The 17370-nt window shown below is 40.1% G+C and carries 14 protein-coding genes; 12 read left to right on the top strand and 2 right to left on the bottom strand.

From position 1 onward, the window contains the following. Positions 1 to 23 precede the first annotated feature (23 nt). The 7 genes from ftsA to M0R79_RS05780 all read left to right on the top strand — a co-directional run bounded on the left by ftsA (position 24) and on the right by M0R79_RS05780 (position 9982). Complete coding sequence (ftsA, locus tag M0R79_RS05810) at positions 24 to 1490, top strand: cell division protein FtsA (protein WP_248416032.1); 1467 nt, start codon at positions 24 to 26, stop codon at positions 1488 to 1490. Positions 1491 to 1520: 30 nt separating this feature from the next. Beyond that, the gene (gene ftsZ, locus M0R79_RS05805) at positions 1521 to 2819 is read left to right on the top strand and encodes a cell division protein FtsZ (protein ID WP_092571908.1); all 1299 of its coding nucleotides are present in this window, start codon (positions 1521 to 1523) and stop codon (positions 2817 to 2819) included. Between the two features lie 112 nt (positions 2820 to 2931). Beyond that, the gene (locus tag M0R79_RS05800; protein WP_234971683.1) at positions 2932 to 3201 is read left to right on the top strand and encodes a YggT family protein; all 270 of its coding nucleotides are present in this window, start codon (positions 2932 to 2934) and stop codon (positions 3199 to 3201) included. A gap of 10 nt (positions 3202 to 3211) precedes the next feature. After that, a complete protein-coding gene (locus M0R79_RS05795) occupies positions 3212 to 3991 on the top strand; it encodes a YlmH family RNA-binding protein (protein WP_092571910.1) in 780 nt (259 codons plus the stop codon). A gap of 35 nt (positions 3992 to 4026) precedes the next feature. Further along, positions 4027 to 4842 carry a DivIVA domain-containing protein gene (locus M0R79_RS05790; protein ID WP_159428868.1) on the top strand — a complete coding sequence of 272 codons (816 nt, stop codon included), beginning with the start codon at positions 4027 to 4029 and terminating at the stop codon, positions 4840 to 4842. 250 nt (positions 4843 to 5092) lie between these two features. After that, positions 5093 to 7885: an isoleucine--tRNA ligase gene (ileS, locus tag M0R79_RS05785; RefSeq protein WP_248416033.1), complete on the top strand. Its 2793-nt coding sequence runs from the start codon at positions 5093 to 5095 to the stop codon at positions 7883 to 7885. A gap of 396 nt (positions 7886 to 8281) precedes the next feature. Continuing rightward, positions 8282 to 9982: a catalase gene (locus M0R79_RS05780; RefSeq protein WP_259560323.1), complete on the top strand. Its 1701-nt coding sequence runs from the start codon at positions 8282 to 8284 to the stop codon at positions 9980 to 9982. Positions 9983 to 10144: 162 nt separating this feature from the next. On the opposite strand, the gene M0R79_RS05775 is transcribed toward M0R79_RS05780, so the two are convergent. Both M0R79_RS05775 and M0R79_RS05770 read right to left on the bottom strand, forming a co-directional pair. Beyond that, a complete protein-coding gene (locus M0R79_RS05775; RefSeq protein ID WP_248417182.1) occupies positions 10145 to 11383 on the bottom strand; it encodes a toxic anion resistance protein in 1239 nt (412 codons plus the stop codon). A 58-nt stretch (positions 11384 to 11441) separates the two neighbouring features. Next, on the bottom strand, positions 11442 to 12572 hold the full coding sequence (locus M0R79_RS05770) for a 5-bromo-4-chloroindolyl phosphate hydrolysis family protein (protein ID WP_248416034.1): 1131 nt from the start codon (positions 12570 to 12572) through the stop codon (positions 11442 to 11444). Positions 12573 to 12728: 156 nt separating this feature from the next. On the opposite strand from M0R79_RS05770, the gene M0R79_RS05765 reads away from it, so the two are divergent. The 5 genes from M0R79_RS05765 to M0R79_RS05745 all read left to right on the top strand — a co-directional run bounded on the left by M0R79_RS05765 (position 12729) and on the right by M0R79_RS05745 (position 17293). After that, positions 12729 to 13322 (top strand): NUDIX hydrolase, encoded by a 594-nt coding sequence (locus tag M0R79_RS05765; protein ID WP_092571915.1) that lies wholly within the window; start codon positions 12729 to 12731, stop codon positions 13320 to 13322. Further along, entirely contained in the window at positions 13309 to 13818 is a 510-nt protein-coding gene (locus M0R79_RS05760; RefSeq protein ID WP_248416035.1) for a hypothetical protein, read from the top strand. Before M0R79_RS05765 ends, M0R79_RS05760 begins: the two co-directional genes overlap by 14 nt. A gap of 12 nt (positions 13819 to 13830) precedes the next feature. Then, positions 13831 to 14520, top strand: a complete 690-nt coding sequence (locus tag M0R79_RS05755; protein WP_248416036.1) for a 5'-methylthioadenosine/adenosylhomocysteine nucleosidase — start codon at positions 13831 to 13833, stop codon at positions 14518 to 14520. Between the two features lie 250 nt (positions 14521 to 14770). Next, on the top strand, positions 14771 to 15376 hold the full coding sequence (rpsD, locus tag M0R79_RS05750; RefSeq protein WP_092571918.1) for a 30S ribosomal protein S4: 606 nt from the start codon (positions 14771 to 14773) through the stop codon (positions 15374 to 15376). 195 nt (positions 15377 to 15571) lie between these two features. Further along, positions 15572 to 17293, top strand: a complete 1722-nt coding sequence (locus tag M0R79_RS05745; RefSeq protein WP_092571919.1) for a septation ring formation regulator EzrA — start codon at positions 15572 to 15574, stop codon at positions 17291 to 17293. Positions 17294 to 17370 lie beyond the last annotated feature (77 nt).

Below are 17370 nucleotides of genomic sequence, written 5' to 3'. Positions count from 1 at the left end.
AAATAAAGGAGGTCTATGCCTAAATGAGAAATCCGGAGATATATGTCAGTCTAGATATTGGAACCACTTCGATTAAAGTAGTGGTTGCAGAAACCAATAACGGACGCGTAAATATCATTGGTGTAGGCAATGAGAAATCTCGCGGTTTAAGCCGAGGGGTTATCGTAGATATTGATGAAACTGTTTATTCGATTCAACAAGCTGTTGAACAAGCTGAACGAAAAGCAGGCGTTAAAATTAATGAAGTGATTGTGGGTGTACCGAGCAATCAATTAGCTATCGAAGATTGTCACGGGATGATTGCGGTAGCCAGTGATAACCGAGAAATTACGGCGCGAGATGTTGATAATGTCATCTCAGCGGCCAAGGTCAGATCAGTGCCACCTGAACGAGAAATTATTTCGATTATCCCGGAAGAATTTATCGTGGATGGCTTTAACGGGATTCGAGATCCTCGTGGCATGATTGGGGTTAGATTGGAGTTGTACGCTCGCTTAATTACTGGACCCAAGACGATTATTCATAATATTCGCCGTTGTGTCCAAAAAGCTGGACTACAAATTTCAGAACTTGTCCTTCAACCACACGCCATCGCCCAAGTGGCCTTAAACTGTGATGAACGAGAATTCGGTACGGTGGTCATTGATATGGGTGGGGGCCAAACTTCAGCCTCTATTTTATATGACAATCAGTTAAAATATTCTTTCGTTGATCAAGAAGGTGGCGACTTTGTTACCAAAGATATTTCCATCGTCCTTAATACTTCATTAGATAGTGCCGAACGGGTTAAGAGAGAATATGGTTATGCGATTGCAAGTCAAACCTCTGCTGAAGAATATTTCCCAGTAGAAACTGTTGGTAAGAAAGAACCGATTCGTGTCGATGAACATTATTTGGCAGAAATTATCGAAGCCCGAATTGCTCAAATTTTTGAGACCATTCGTGAAGATCTTGAGCGGGTAGAAGCTTTGGATCTGCCTGGTGGATTCGTCATTACCGGAGGAGCTTCAGCATTACCGGGCGTCATTGATTTAGCTAAACGTTATTTTGGTGGTAAGGTACGAATTTTTGTTCCTGAAGAGATGGGGATGCGAAATCCTATCTATACGACAGGACTAGGACTGATTCAATATGCAGCACAGTTAGATGATATTCATCGGATTGCTCAAGGAACTTTCCGCACGGTTCGGCCAGATCACAATGAGAACAGAAGACCTCAGTCAGGATTTGAGCGTCATGTACGTCACGAGACTAGAGAACCTATAGCCAGTCAAAATCAATATGGCTATCCAAGTCAGATGGAGGCTGAACCAAGATCTGAATATCCGGAACGCTTCGATTCATATCCTACTAGCCAAGTCGAAGACGATTTGGATGATAATGTTTATTATGAAGACTATTATGTGGATGAAACCAATCCTAATCATTCCGACCGCGTAGGTAATTTTACCGATAAAGTAAGATCATTTTTCCAAACATTTTTTGACTAAATTGACTAGATAATAGGAGGAAGACAGAATATGGAATTATCATTTGATTCGCAAGCATATAATCATGGCGCTGTGATCAAAGTTATTGGTGTCGGTGGTGCTGGAGGCAATGCTGTCAACCGTATGATTGCTGAAGATGTCAAGGGTGTAGAGTTTATTGTAGCCAATACAGACACCCAAGCCTTAGAAGGTTCTAAAGCTGAAACTAAAATTCAATTAGGTCCTAAAGTTACCAAGGGTCTTGGCGCAGGGTCTTTACCAGAAATTGGTTTGAAGGCTGCCGAAGAAAGTGAAGAACAATTAAGAAAAGTTATCGAAGGGGCAGATTTAGTCTTTGTTACCGCTGGGATGGGTGGCGGAACCGGAACCGGTGCAGCCCCTATTGTCGCTAAGATTGCTAAAGAATCTGGCGCGTTAACTGTCGGTGTGGTGACCCGTCCATTTACCTTTGAAGGTCCTAAACGTGGTCGCTTTGCTGCGGAAGGGTTGAAGAATTTAAAGGACAATGTCGATACCTTGATTGTTATTTCTAACAATCGATTATTAGAAATCGTGGATCGTAAGACACCAATGCTCGAAGCATTTAGTGAAGCAGACAATGTCTTGCGCCAAGGGGTCCAAGGTATTTCTGATTTAATTACTGCTCCAGGTTATATTAACCTTGACTTTGCCGACGTGAAGACCGTTATGCAGAACCAAGGTACCGCTTTAATGGGTATTGGGGTTGCTTCTGGTGAGAACCGTACAGCGGAAGCCACCAAGAAAGCTATTTCTTCCCCATTATTGGAAGTTTCGATTGATGGAGCGGAACAAATCCTATTAAATATTACTGGGGGCTCTGATCTTAGCCTGTTCGAATCCCAAGATGCGAGTGAAATTGTGGCCAATGCTTCTTCTGGAGATGTTAATATCATCTTCGGTACCTCAATTAATGAAGATCTAGGTGATGAAGTCATCGTTACCGTCATTGCAACCGGAATTCAAAATGATAAAAATGAACGTAAATCAGTAACACCTTCACAACCTCGTCGTACTTTTGGCAATCCAGATAATTCTGTCAACCAAAATACAAACTTGGTCAATAATGATAACCGACCAAGTGAAAAGATGACGAGTCCAAGTCGTCAGAAAGAACCTAGCAGAGATTTATTCTCTGATTGGGACATCAATCGTGAACAAAATACTCGTGATGTTGAGGCGCCTCACTTAGAGGTTGATTCACCGCGAAATTTTGAACCGTCACCATCTGAACCTATTAGCCGGACGAATGAAAGTAGTAACGAAGAACTTGATACCCCACCATTCTTTAGAAAACGTCACCGTAATTAATTAGACAAGATTGATGGAATTTTATTATGACTTCATAGTAAAATTCCATCATTTTTCTAAAGTTATCTCTGTAGTAAAGATTCATCTTTACGTGTTGAAGGAGTGAATGACTTTGTCATTATTTGTAGTTTATAAAGTAATTAATGAAGCAATCAATATTTATAGTATTATTTTAGTAATCTATGCCTTATTATCATGGTTTCCTAACGGACGCGAATCAGCTTTGGGACAGATTATCCGACGCTTAGTACGTCCTTATCTTGATATTTTCGACCGTTTGATTCCACCCATCGCGGGCATTAGTTTTAATGTGATCATCGCTATATTTGTTTTAGATTTAATTAAGCAAGGTTTATTTACTTTGCTAAGTTGGTTAGCCTAGAAGGAGTAATATGGACCACATCTATCAGCACTATCGACCAGAAGAATATGAATTTATTGACAAGGTGGCTGGTTGGATTGAACAAGTTGTATCTTCTTTTGCGCCCTATGTCACTTTGTTTCTTACCCCTAGAGAATTGATGATTGTTAAACAAATGGTAGCCAGCTCTGAAGATCTGCAAGTGAGTTCTTTTGGCGCTTATCAGGGTGCGGAACGTCAACGGGCAATTATTTATCCATTATATTATCAACCTTTAGAAGCGGACTACCAGTTAACTGCGTTAAATATCAATTACCCTCAAAAATTTGGGGAATTAAGTCATGGCAAAATCCTTGGAAGCTTAATAAATTCTGGGATTGAACGTGATCGTATCGGTGATATTATTACCGATGGTTCATCCTGGCATATCATATTGGATCAGACCATGGCCGATTATATTATGAATTCGGTTCGAAAGATTGCTAATGTTGGGGTGCATTTAGAGCCGATTGCCTTATCTGAAATCTTAGAATCCAATGAGACTTGGGAGGAGATCACAGTGATTGCTTCTTCCTTGCGGCTTGACACCTTACTTGGCAAAGTCTATAATTTTTCTAGGCAACGTGCTAAAAATTACATCGCAGCTGGCATGGTAAAGGTAAATTTTGTCCCCATGGAACGCCCTGATCGGGAAATTGGGGAGAATGATATTGTATCTTTAAGAAAGTTTGGCCGTTTTTGGATTGATCAAATGTTTGAACCGACTAAGAAGGGCAACTTTCGTTTAAATATAAGAGTCTTGCTTCGCTAGTATTATGATAATTAACTTCAATCAGGAAGGACGTGTTGGTTTTGGGACTTACCCCGAATGAAATTCTAAATAAGGAGTTCAATACTCGATTTAGAGGTTACGATACTGACCAAGTCAATGATTATTTGGATATTATTGTCGCTGATTATGAGCGCAATATTCAAGAAATTCATGATTTAAAACAAGAATTAGCCACTGCTAAAGAGAAAAATGCTTATTTTGCCCAACTACAAGAATCTTTAAATTCTTCCATTGTTGTGGCCCAAGAAGCTGCTGATCGTCTTAAACAAAATGCACGTAAAGAAGCTGAATTGATACTCTTTGAAGCAGAGAAAGAAGCCGACCGAATTGTTGGAACAGCTTCTGACCGGGCTCGAAATATTGTGACTGAGACTGAAGCCTTAAGACGATCAAGTAAGACCTATCGTCAACGGCTTGAGAACTTGATTCGCTCACAACTTGATATCGTCTCTGGTGAAGAGTATAAGGTACTCTTTGATGAAGCCTTTGAATCTGAGCTTAAAGTGGAAGATTTCCGTGAAGCTACGGAACGAGCTTCTCAACGTGTGGATCAAATCGAAAAGAATAGTCAAGAAGATTTTGACCAAGCAGAGCAAATGATTCCAGATAAAGATCAGACAATTTTTGTGCCTCGCGATATGTCCTATGTGTCTGAACGAGATAAGGTTGAAAATTCCGCGGATCAAGTGACTGAGAATATCGAAGAAACCAGTGCTGATCCAAACCATTTACATGTTGAAGGCACCGACTATACGGTTGAACCAGAAAAACCATCAGAAAGTGTTCTCGGCCAAACCATTCGAATTGATTTACCTAAACAAGATGACTAGTTTGAACAAGAATCTTATTTGATACGCTAAGCGAGTTAGGGAAGGTGGGAGCCTAACGGTTACTCATTTAAGATTTATCCTCAAACCTCTTTGCATTTATGAAAGGAAGAGTAGTAAATGCCGCTCATAGCGTTATCATGATCGAGCATTCATTAATGAATGAAAATTGGGTGGTACCACGTTTTTGACGTCCCTTTGTGGGGGCGTTTTTTTATTGGATTTATTTTGGGATAGAAAGAAGGATTTCTAAATGAAAATGAAAGAGACGTTAAACTTAGGCAAGACAGATTTCGCCATGCGAGCCAATCTGCCTAAGAAAGAAGTAATTTTACAAGAGGAATGGGCCGAGCAAAATATTTATCAAAAGATTCAAGAAAAGAATCAAAGAAAACCTACCTTTATCTTGCATGATGGCCCACCTTTTGCCAATGGTAAGGTTCATATGGGACATGCCCTAAACAAGGTAAGTAAGGATTTCATTGTTCGTTTCAAATCGATGAATGGTTTCCGGGCACCGTATGTGCCTGGCTGGGATACGCATGGTTTACCTATTGAAACGGCACTCGCTAAATCGGATAAAGTAGACCGCAAGACCCTATCAATCTCTGAATTTAGAAAGCTTTGTCATGATTATGCGATGAAGCAGATTGAAAATCAAAAAGCTGACTTTATGCGTCTAGGTGTGACCGGCGAATGGGATCATCCTTACATCACCTTACAACCCGAGTTTGAAGCACAACAATTAAGAGTTTTTGCCAGAATGGCTGAAGCAGGCTATATTTACAAAGGTATGAAGCCAATTTACTGGTCACCTTCCAGTGAATCTTCGCTAGCTGAGGCTGAAGTTGAATATCAAGATGTGACTTCGCCGTCTATATACGTGGCTTTTAAAGTGAAAGATGGCAAAGGTCTTTTACCAGAAGACGCTAAATTTATTATTTGGACCACTACACCATGGACCTTGCCGGCTAACCTGGGTATTTCAGCTGCGCCGCTAGCTGAATATGTCTTGGTACAAGTAGGTCAAGAAAAATTTGTTCTGGCGCAAGATCTTTTGGCAGAAGTGAGTGAGATTCTAGATTGGACCAATGTCGAAATCCTAAACCGTTTCAAAGGACAGGATTTGGAATATATGACAGCCTACCATCCATTCTATGATCGTGAATCGCTGGTCATGGTGGGTGATCATGTTACTTTAGATACCGGTACCGGGCTCGTTCATACCGCGCCAGGTCATGGGGAAGATGACTACTTAATTGGTAAAGAATATGGTTTGGACATCTTGTCGCCAGTAGATTACCGCGGTCACTTTACCGATGAAGCTCCTGGTTTAGAAGGTATGTTCTATTTGAAAGGCCAAAAAGAAGTCTTGAAGATGATTGAAGAGAATGGTTCATTACTGTATTATTCAGAATTCGTCCATTCTTATCCTCACGATTGGCGTACCAAAAAACCAGTAATTTATCGAGCAACCCCGCAGTGGTTCGCATCGATTAATGCTTTTCGAGATGAATTATTGGATACCGTCGACCATCAGGTTAAATGGCACCATCCATCTGGTCAAACACGGATCCATAATATGATTCGGGACCGAGGAGATTGGGTCATCTCCCGTCAACGTGCTTGGGGTGTTCCGCTGCCAATCTTCTATGCCGAAGATGGAACCGCGATTCTTGATCGAGCGGTCATTGATCATGTGGCTGACTTAGTTGAAGAACATGGTAGTGATATTTGGTTCGAATGGGACACTAAAGATTTGTTACCGGCTGGATTCAGTCATCCAGCGAGTCCAAATGGCGAGTTCAGCCAAGAAAAAGATATCATGGATGTCTGGTTTGATTCTGGAACGTCCTATGCAGGTGTTCTTCAACAACGTGATGACTTATCTTTCCCGGCTGATATGTATTTAGAAGGATCTGACCAATATCGGGGTTGGTTTAACTCTAGTTTGACAACTTCAGTAGCAGTGAATCATCAAGCGCCCTATAAAGAAGTCCTCTCTCAAGGATTTGTGATGGATGGTAAAGGCCAAAAAATGTCTAAATCGATTGGAAATGTTATCTTGCCGGAAGATATTATGAAGGAATATGGGGCAGACATCATTCGCTTATGGGTAGCCAGTGTGGACTATGAATCGGATGTACGTATCTCTAAAGAAATCTTGAAACAAATTTCTGAATCATACCGGAAGATTCGTAATACCATTCGCTTTATGCTGGCTAATACCAGTGATTTTGATCCGGAAAAAGATAAAATTGAAGAAGCTGACTTGAATCTAGTCGATCAATATATGCTGGCTAAGTTTAGAGTCTTAACGGATGAAATTTTAGCAGCTTATGAGCACTATAAATTCTCTGAAATATATAAGAAAGTGATTAATTTCATTACGGTTGATCTTTCTGCCTTTTATTTGGATTTCGCTAAAGATATTGTTTATATCGAAGCCGCCAAATCAAAAGAACGATTAGCCATGCAAACCGTTATGTATCAAATTCTGCGCGATTTGATTCCAATGTTAACCCCTATCCTGGTTCATACGATGGAAGAAGCTTGGAAAGAATTACCAGGTGTAGATGGTTATGTTCAATTAACTGAACTGCCTAAAGTCCACCATCGAGCTGAAGACCAAGCAATGATTCAACGTTGGGATATCTTCTTCCAAATTCAAAGTGTGGTCCGTAAAGGTCTCGAAGAAGCTAAGAACCATCAACAACATCCGATCAAAAAATCTTTTGAAGCTAAAGTTCAATTATTTACCGATGAAGAAACCATTAAACAATTATCAACTTTAAGTTCATCCTTAGATCAATTACTCATTGTCTCACAATTCGAAATCGATACCCTGGATCGGTCACCTGAAGATGCTTTAGAATTTGATGGCATGAAAGTTAAAGTTGAGCCGGCGGATGGCCATGTTTGTCAACGCTGTCGGGCAGTACGTCCAGAAGTGGGCAGCATTGCTCAAGCGCCAGACCTTTGTCAACGCTGCTATGATATTATAACCGAACATTTCCCAGAATATTTTGAAGAAGCCGCGGAATAATTGAACACGGTGATTTAGCTACCAATTGTTATTTAAGTGAATAAATTTATCGGAAAAACGCTAGAATACTCTGAAAACAAAGAGTAGACTAGCGTTTTTTGTGGAAATTAGATTCTGAATACGAGTTAAGTGACGCTAGATGACAGCAAAATAATATAAGTACTGTTAGTTGATAAATTCATCGAAGTGTTTAGGGAACAGGTCAATGAATGCGATTTTGCGCGAGCGAACCATTTTGAAAACCGGATTATCTTAGAATAATTCTAATTTGGTCTTGAAGGACGACGGAGAAATGATATAATAAAAGTAGAAATTGTTAACGGTTTCGAGAGGAAAGAAGGGATTAGATAAAAAATATCTGCGGTAGAGTTATTTACAATCATAGGAGGTAAAGAAATGAATAATCCAATGGATAAAAATAAAGTTGAACCTACTTCTAGTTTGAATAATCGTGTCAATTATGATAAATTCCGTCGTGCTGGTGGACAACCCGTAGATAATAATGAAGATGCCATGACCTCTGGTAAACGTGGTCATATTTCCATTCAAGATACCTGGTTATTAGAAAAACATGCTCATTTCAACCGGGAGGTCATTCCTGAAAGACGGATGCATGCAAAAGGTTGGGGAGCTTGGGGTGAGTTTAAGGTTACAAATGATATTAGCCAATACTCTAAGGCCAAGATATTCGATAAAGTTGGCAATACTTGTAAAGTTTTTGCTCGTTTCTCTACCGTAGCTGGGGAACGCGGAGCAGCCGACGCTGAACGGGATATTCGTGGTTTTGCCGTTCGTTTCTTTACTGAAGATGGTAACTGGGATATCGTGGGTAATAATACGCCGGTCTTCTTCTTCCGTGATCCAATGAAATTTATCGACTTAAACCATGCGGTTAAACGTGATCCGAGAACCCATATGCGGAGTCCGAATACCAACTGGGACTTTTGGACTTCTCTACCAGAAAGTCTATTACAAGTGACGATTACCATGTCTGACCGTGGAATTCCTTCTTCTTTCCGCTACATGCATGGATTCGGTTCCCATACTTATTCTATGATGAATGCAAAGGGTGAACGGGTTTGGGTTAAATTCCATCATCGTAGCCAACAAGGCATTCAAAATCTAACCGACCAAGAAGCCGCTATGGTCAATGCTAATGACCGTGAAAGTCATGGTCGAGACCTATATAGTGCCATTGAACGCGGCCAATTCCCTAAATGGAAGTTATATATTCAAGTGATGACTGAAGAACAAGCCAAGGTCCATCCAGTAAATCCATTTGACTTAACCAAGATGTGGCCGAAAGACAAATTCCCATTCATTGAAGTCGGCGAGTGGGAACTGAATATGAACCCAGATAATTTCTTCCAAGACGTTGAACAAGCTGCCTTTACCCCTGCTAATGTGGTACCCGGGATTGCTTTCAGTCCGGATAGAATGTTGCAATTGCGGGTCATGTCATACGCCGATGCTCAACGTTATCGTTTGGGAGTCAACCACCATCAAATTCCAGTGAACTCTCCTCAAGGGGTTGAACATCCTCATGACTTCCACCGTGATGGTATGATGCGGGTCGATGGAAATAAAGGGAGTGAACTTCACTATTCACCAAACTCATATGGAGCTTGGCAAGATGACCAAAGTACTGAACAAACACCAGATGAAGGCGGAACAGTTAAGCGTTGGGACTTCCGTGAAGATGATTCCGATTATTATACACAACCTGGCCAATTATTCCGAGCGATGACCGCCGACCAACAATTGGTGCTTTGTGAGAATACTGCGCGCAATATGGGGGATTCTACTTTACAAATTAAGTACCGTCATATCCGTAATTGTTATGCAGCTGATCCTGAATATGGTAAGGGTGTCGCTATGGCCTTGGGTATCGATATTAATGACGTTGATTTAGAGCCTAATGTATCTGATAGTCGCAAACAATGGGAAGAAGATCGTGACCGGGATAAAATGCTTCAAGAACCAACCGAACCAGCTTGGCCAGAATCTGCTAAGGACCTGCCAGCAGAAGGTCGCGATACCAATGTGGAAGATCCAAGTAGCCTATCTTCTTGGCAAGATGACCCATATGTGCTCTAATCGAGAATAGCTGAAATACGAAAGGTATTTTGTCGATTTATCAAGCAAGAATTTCGTAGATGAATATAGGGTAGAATATAGAAAAAATAATAGCCTGTCGATTTTTTAATCGACAGGCTATTGTTATGGGCTTGAAATTAACTTGAGCCATTATGGCCAGACTTAGAAATTATAGGGATCTTGATCGGTATTGGGTTGAACTTGAGCACGTGCTTTCTGTTCATTAGAGATAGCCAATAATTTATTTCGTAATTCATTCTCCATCGAAGAAAGTTCTTGTTCAGCCAGACGACGTTGTTGACGACCTGTTTCTTGGATTTCCAAGGTTTCTTCAAGTGCGCCGATAAGATTGGCTTGGGTCTGTTTCAAGGTTTCTAAATCAATAATACCACGTTCAGCTTCACGAGCTACATCCACCGTAGATTGTTTAAGCATTTCTGAATTCTTCAATAGCAAATCATTCGTGGTATCAGAGACCATACGTTGTGAAGAAGAAACTTGTTGTTGACGTAAGAGGGCTAAGGCAATAGTGATTTGATTTTCCCAAAGAGGAATGGCAGTATGGACTGATACTTGAATTTTCTCTGCCAAGACTTGGTTAGTATTCTGGATTAAACGGATTTGCGGGGCTTGTTGGATGGTCATTTGCCGGGTAAGTCTTAAATCATGCGTCCGTTTATCCAAACGATCAAGAAATTGATTGAGATCATTGACTTTTTGGACATCCATTTGACTTTGACTGTTACGCGCTTCTTCGATGGCTTGCGGAATAATTGTTTCTTGTAATTCCTTCATCTTGACTTCGCCAGCAGCAATATAGATATTCAAAGCCTCGAAGTAGTCTTTGTTTTTTTGATAGAATTGCTCTAACATTAAATTGTCATTAAGCAGTTCATCTTTCTCCCGTTCTAATTTTATCGCGATTCGGTCAATCGAAGCACCGATTTTCTGATAGCGCATCTGGGTTTCGGAGATGGATTGGCGAACTTTACCAAAGAGTCTGCGGAAGATATTCGGTTCAGCTGTTAAGTCTTTCGGGTTAGTTGTTTGAAGTTGGCCCATCAATTCAGCAAGACTATCACCAATTTCACCGGTATCCTTAAATTGAACATGTTGGAGGACCGAGCGAGAGAACTCACTTAATTTCTTCTGAGCATTGGCTCCATAAGCAATAATAGCTGACATATTATCTTCATCAATCTGCTCGGCTAAAGCCAAAGCTTGTTTCTTTCGGTGTTGGGGGAGTCGATCAATTAAATGCTCATTGGAAACTGTTCTCTGAGCTAGAATTTCGGCTTGCGACAGATTTTGGTTAAAGGATGGACTCTCCTTCTCAGCGGTATCGAAGGGATTCGCTAGTAAATCATCAATATCTCCTAAGGGATCTTGTTTCTGAATCATCTCTTCGAATAAGTGATCTTCATTAATCGTTGGTATGGTTTCTTGTTTGATTTCTTCCTTACTCATTCATTTCTCCTCCTGAATCTGTGTCTTGCTCATCTTGAATTAATTGATCGAGTAAATCATCGACGGTTTGATCAAAGTTCTCTTGATGCTGGCGCCGTTCGATATTCCGGTGGGCGAGTTCAATTTCATCATTCAATTCATTAAAGGTATCTTGATGGAATAGAATATATTCATCAGTGATTTGCTGGCAGACTTGGTCGATTGTTAAAGCTGTTTTATCCAGAATTTGGTATGTTTGTTTATTTTTGGCGATATGTTGGTTAATCTCATTATATTTATCAATCAAATCCTGCAGAGAAGGCAAGAATTTGTAGAGAAATTGACTGGCATCGCTTAACCGCTTAGGCTGATTGACAATATCTTTAAAGAAAGACTGGCTGACTCGAATGGTATTATGTCGGGTTTCAATGGCTCGTAATTTAGCGGTTTGGGGAAATTCTTGAGTGATTGATTGAATTTGACTTTTGGCTTGAGCCATTTGCTCGCGGAAATATTCAATTTCTTGGTTATCCAGACCTTGGGCTAGGTAATGTTCTTTCATATCTTTTGAAGTTTTGTGAATTTTCTGCTGATTTTTGCTAAAGAGTCCAGATTTATTCGCTGTATGACGTCTTTTTTTGGCCAAGAGATAGACTATTTTGCTTCCCACGAAGAGACAAAGGGCACAGATTAAACCAATGGCCAAAGCTATCAACGTCGAGCTAATAATCAAGATAAAATAGGGTTCTTCATAAAAATCATAATAATAATGATCTTGGGCGATGAAACTCATCATGAATGTCATCATCAGAATACTTATCCCATAATTTAACAGGGTAAACATCGTTTGTTTCTTCTGAGCGAAAAGGCCAAAGACAAAAGTGAGACCACCGGTGGCTAAAAATAAGCCAATGATGTTAGCCGTTAGATATCTGATTAAAGGAAAAACCCAAAAACCAATAAAGGAAAAGAAAATCGTTGAAATAAAACTTAATGCTAATATAATCAGACTAGGTTTCAAAAAGAAATGTCTGAAAAGTCCTTTGAAATCGATGGCACCCGATTGCGTCCATTGTATATAAATTCGATTCAAAAAAAGACAAGCTATAATAAGTAAGGGAAGTTGGTTGATTAAGAAAATCATGGCTATCCTCCTTGGACTGAAAAAAGTCTAATAATATTCTATGTATTTCCTTAGCTTCATAGTATCATGAATATGTGGAAATTAATCAGACCCAAGACCTATGTTCTCTAAAGATAAGGAAAAAAACAATTTATGATAGCGGAAAGGAGTCCTTTGATGAAAACCAATCCAGCCTATATTAAATTCTTACAAGATCCGCGCTTAAGAAGTCAGCGAACGATCTATGATGGTAAAATATTTCAAGTTCATGCCAACCAAATTGAAATCGAACCTGGTGTGGAGGTTCAACGTGATCTGATTCATCATTTGCCAGCAGTTGCTATTTTAGCCACAACGGCTGAGAACCAAGTCATTCTGGTTAAACAGTATCGGCCGGCTACTGCCGGGAAATTATTAGAAATCCCAGCGGGTCTCCTAGACATTGTAAACGGACAGTTGGAAGAACCCCTGCAAGCAGCCAAGCGTGAACTTGAAGAAGAAACAAATTATCGAAGTGAAGATTGGCAAACTTTAGGTTCTTTTTGGGTGTCACCCGGATTTACTGATGAAGTGATTCATTTATTTTGGGCCAAGCAGGCTTATCTGGTAGATTCAGAATTAGAACAAGATGACTATGAGAATGTGACTACCTCTTTGTCTACTCAAGAAGCGGTGTCATCTTGGTTACGTCAACAAGAAGCGGTCGATTTGAAGACACGCTATGCGCTTGAAATTTGGTTAAAGCAAGGAGAAGATCATGAAACTCTTTAAACGATTAAGAAATAAGACAGCTAGAGAGGAAGAGCGTCAGTCTAATTTTTCTGACCTGAATCCAAATTCCTTGGAGAGGGATCCTTATTCTGCCCAGGATAATCAATTAGATGAGGATTACTATGAATGGATTCAAGATGATATGGCCGAGGGTCAAGAAAAGTATCAGGATTTCGGTCGCCAAGAGTCAATATCTTCAAGACAAGATTGGCCGGATGAAGTACACCAATGGGATGATGCAGACTTAGACCAAGCTAAATGGAATTCAGAAGGCCAGACAATTCAAGAATCCGAAGCTTATGATGCCTATAATGAAACGAATCAAGAACTCTGGCCAGAGGGCAGTGCAGGTCCATCTCGTCTTGATAAATATGATTCTCAGCAGATGGAGCACCGGGCTAAGTATTCAGCTAAGATTGACCGCTTTCTAAATAACGGAATTATCATCGTCGGCATATTGTTGCTAGCAGTTCTGTTAATAGCATTTCTAGTCTAAAAGGAGGAAAAGATGAAGTACGGAATTATCGGCGCCATGGAAGAAGAAATTTCATTGCTGAAAGAACGCTTAAGTAAAATAGAAATGATTCAGGTGGCCAATTTTGAAATTGTGACAGGTTACCTCGGCAAACATCAAATTTATTTAATGAAGTCAGGCATTGGTAAAGTCAATGCTACTATTTCGACAACTTTGCTTATTCAGCATTGTCAGCCTGATGTCATTATCAACACCGGCTCAGCAGGGGCTCTGGACCCTGGTTTGAAGGTGGGCGATATTGTGATTGGCCAGGCCTTTCGTTATCACGATGTCGATGTGACTAGCTTTGGCTATCAGCTAGGTCAGATGGCTGGTATGCCAGCGGAATATTTTCCTGATAGTACTTGGGTTCGGTCCGCTCAAACTCAAGCCCGTCTGTTAAATAAAGAACCGGTCATCGGTACGATTGTATCGGGCGACCAATTTATTGGCAATCAAGCTGGACGTGAGAAAATCCGCCAGAATTTTCCCCGGGCGCGGGCTTGTGAGATGGAATCCACAGCCATTGCCCAAACTTGTAGTATTTTCAACGTACCTTTTGTCATTATTCGGGCAATTTCAGACCAAGCTGATGGATCGGCTTCAATCGATTTCGATCAATTCATTATCGAAGCCGGACGCACTGCAGCCAGTTTGGTCGAAGCCATGATTATGGCAAGTTAATGATTGATGTGTTTGAAAGTTGACTTTAACTGAATAAATTTAATTTAGTCCTTGCGTCTGGTCCGAGCTTATGTTATATTATCCTTTGTGTAAAATAATGCAGCGTAAAAAAAGAAAGCGCGTCAACAGTTGACAACCAAAAGGGATATCAGTAACTGCGGCTGCAAGGGTGAAAGTATCGTGGCAACTGCACGCATTCGGTTTTTTATCAATTATTTTACTCCAAATCAAATCATGGAGGAATAATATTATGTCAAGATATACTGGACCATCATGGAAAAGATCTCGTCGATTAGGTATTTCATTAACTGAATCTGGAAAGGAATTGGCTAAACGTCCTTTCCCACCAGGACAACATGGTAATGCACGCCACAAATTATCGGAATATGGTATGCAATTGCAAGAAAAACAAAAATTACGTTTTATGTATGGATTAAATGAACGTCAATTTGCTACTTTATTCAAGAAAGCTGGCAAAATGGAAGGTAAGCACGGTGAAAACTTCATGCGCCTTCTAGAGACTCGTTTAGATAACTTAGTGTTCCGCTTAGGTTTTGCCGCTACTCGCCGTCAAGCCCGTCAAATGGTTAACCACGGTCATATTTTAGTGGATGGCAAACGAGTTGATATCCCATCATACTTGGTTCAACCGGAACAAGTCATCTCAATTCGTGAAAAATCACAAGATTTAGCAATGATTAAAGAAAATCTTGAGAACTTGGTATCTCGTTTAGACTTCGTATCATATGATGAAGCGAGCAAATCTGGTAAGATGACTCGTTTACCAGAACGAAGCGAACTTAATGCCGAAGTTGATGAAGCCCTTGTCGTAGAATACTACAACAAATTAGGTTAATCATAAAGTATCTTAGGCAGGTAGGAATCGTTGATTCTTACCTGTTTTCTTTTTTGAATGGCTATGTTTTGTCGAAATAAGTTGACAGAGGCATTTTTGCCTTTAAATAAGGGTAATTGAATGATATAATTTAGGATGATAATCCATACTCATAAACCACATGGGATAGGCAATTGATAGTAGAGGAGCGGAAACATGTCACTAACATTTACCGATATATTATTTATCTTAGTGATTTTATTCGTTGTGGTTCTCGGCATTATATATTATTTAAAAACACAACGGAACAAAGAAATTACTGAATTAGAAGAACGTAAAGAAGCCATGATGAGTGTCTCTGTGGCAGATCAGCTTTTCACCCTCAAGAATATGGATCTTGCTGGTCAAACCAAACGTAAGTATGAAAGTTTGGTGGCTTCTTGGCAAACGATGACTAATTTCAAATTTACTGAGATTGAAGCTGCTTTGGTAGGCGCAGAGCAATATACCGAGCAGATGAATCTTGGTCGAGCTAAGAGAGCCCTAGATGAGGCTCGCGAAATGCTCGATGAAACAGAAAGCGCGGTCTACGAGCTTCATGAAGAGCTGACTGCCTTACTCGAACTACCAGAAACCAACCATGAACGTCATGAAGGTTTCTTAGATCGATACAATAAAGCACGTAAGAATGTGATGAACCATAGTTTTGATTATGGACCAGCTATTGAAACATTGGAGAAAAACTTACAATATATGGAACTCAACTTCACTCGTTATAATGAAGTGACCACGGAAGGGGACCATATCGAAGCCGAAGCCATGTTGGATCAAATTGAAACAGAAATTTCGACTTTAGAAGACATTTTGGAAAAAATACCGAAAATGTACGAAAAGATTAAAGATGATTACGAAGATGCCTTAGATGATTTAAAAGATGGCTATCAACAAATGCTAGACCAACATTTCAACTTTGAGAATCATCATGTCATCGAAGATATTGACGAAATTCGTGAGAAATTAAATGAAGCCAAATCAGAAATAAAGAATGCCGATTTAGCCGATGCCCAAATCCTGATGGATAAATCTCAACGTGAAATCAATGCTTTGTATGAATACTTAGAGTCAGAAATTCAGGCCAAGGACTATGTGAATAAACATTTGAACCAACTTAAAGCACAGATTGAAGCTGTGATGGAACACAATCGTTATGCAGGCATCGAGGTGGATCGTATCGCTCAATCTTACTTATTACATGAGAATGAAGTGGATCAAATCAATGAACTCACCGATCAAATTTCTGCCGAGCATCGCAAGTATATAGACCTAGATAATTCACTGGTTGAAAGAGATGCCGTTTATTCCAATGTCGCTGAAATGATCCGCAAAATTGGTCAAAGACTTAGCGACATTGATGAAAAACAACAAGCCATTATCGCCCGTCTAGGAGAATTAAATAAACGCGAGAAAGAAGCTAAATCTAATCTCGATTTATATGAGCTGGATATGCGTAATATGAAGCGCCGACTTGAAAAGCAACACCTGCCTGGTTTACCAGAATCGTACTATAGTAAATTCTATAATGTGACAGACCAAATTGAATTTCTCTCTCAGCAGTTGAATCGGGTTCGAATTGATATGAATGAGATTGAACAGATTGCTGACAAATTAGAGAACGATCTGAGCGAGTTGGAAGAAACGACTGAGCAAATTGTCGATGCTTCTGCTCTTACGGAATACATGATTCAACATTCCAATCGTTTCCGCTATGATGTGCCGGAAATGGATCGGGCCATTCGTGATGCTGAACATTATTTCTATGATGAATTTAGATATCCAGAAGCTTTAAATGTAATTGAGAAAGTTCTTCGGCGGGTGGATCCAGATGGACCAACTCAAGTCCGTCGCATGTATCACCAAGAGAAACAAAGCCGTCTGTAGATTTAACCGAAAAACGGATCGTAGGTCATCGACTTATGATTCGTTTTATTCTTTTTGATTGTTAATTTGATAAGGGG

The organism is Ignavigranum ruoffiae (assembly GCF_023195815.2).
Classification (GTDB): Bacteria; Bacillota; Bacilli; order Lactobacillales; family Aerococcaceae; genus Ignavigranum; species Ignavigranum ruoffiae.
Note: the sequence above shows the minus strand (reverse complement) of the source record. Positions and strands in the feature narration are given on the sequence as shown.